This is a genomic window from bacterium, assembly GCA_024228115.1.
In the GTDB taxonomy this organism is placed as follows: Bacteria; Myxococcota_A; UBA9160; order UBA9160; family UBA6930.
Window position 1 is genome coordinate 1 of sequence record JAAETT010000557.1, and the last position, 858, is coordinate 858.

The 858-nt window shown below is 63.3% G+C and carries 1 protein-coding gene; it reads right to left on the reverse strand.

The genetic code is table 11. The annotated features are described in order from the left end of the window. Nucleotides 1-858 (reverse strand): RHS repeat protein (locus tag GY937_23185; GenBank protein MCP5059620.1); only part of this gene is annotated, 858 nt, incomplete at both ends.

An 858-nucleotide genomic window follows, 5' to 3' on the forward strand; every position in this document is an offset into this window, starting at 1 on the left:
AGGCCCTCGGCGACCTGCTCCACTTCGATGAGACGATCGAGATCGTCGTAGCGGAACAGCGTCTGGCGGCTCTTCGCATCCAGGATCTCAGTGCGGTTGCCGACGGCATCGTAGGCAAAGGTCGTCGTATTCGGGGTGGGCGCATCGTCGGTCACACTCGCCAGGCGCGTCAGGAGGTCGTAGGCGAAGGTGAGCGTCCGAGTCGTAGCATCGACGGAGCGGAGTCGGTTGTCGTCGCTGTCATAGGCGAAGGTGGTGAAGATCGGCCAGTTGTTGCTGTCATCCTTGCGTTCGACCCGTTCGAGGCGGCCCTCGGTGTCGTAGCGGAGGCGACGAAGCTGGCCCTCGCCGGCTGAGGTGGTGGTGCCGATCTCAACTTCGGAGAGGAAGCGGCCAGGAGGCGCGGCACTGAAAGCGCCCACGGCGCTTGGGCCCCGGTAGCGAAAGAACGTCGACTCGCGATCTGGGGTCATCGCATTCTTCGTCTCGACGAGCCGGCCCAGGTCATCCCACACGAAGTCGGTCGTGTTCCCGCGAGCATCGGTCACCGAGCCAGCAAGCCCCCGGGCATCGTACGTGAAGCTCCGCTTCAGATGCGGATCAGGGGATCCGTTCACTTCGAGCTCGATCTCCTCGAGGAGCCCGACGCTCGCCGCGGGAACCGCGAAGTACTTCCGTACGATCTTGAGTCCGTCGGCGGGACTCACCGCCGGAGGAGTGATCGTCTCGAGCTGCCCGTTCAGGTCGTAGGTGAACGCCGTTGTCTCCAAGACGGACCCGTCGTCGTCTAGTCGCTTGATCTCCTTGATGTTCGTGATGTCCGGACCCGCGCGGTGAAATGTGTAGTCGGTGTGAAAG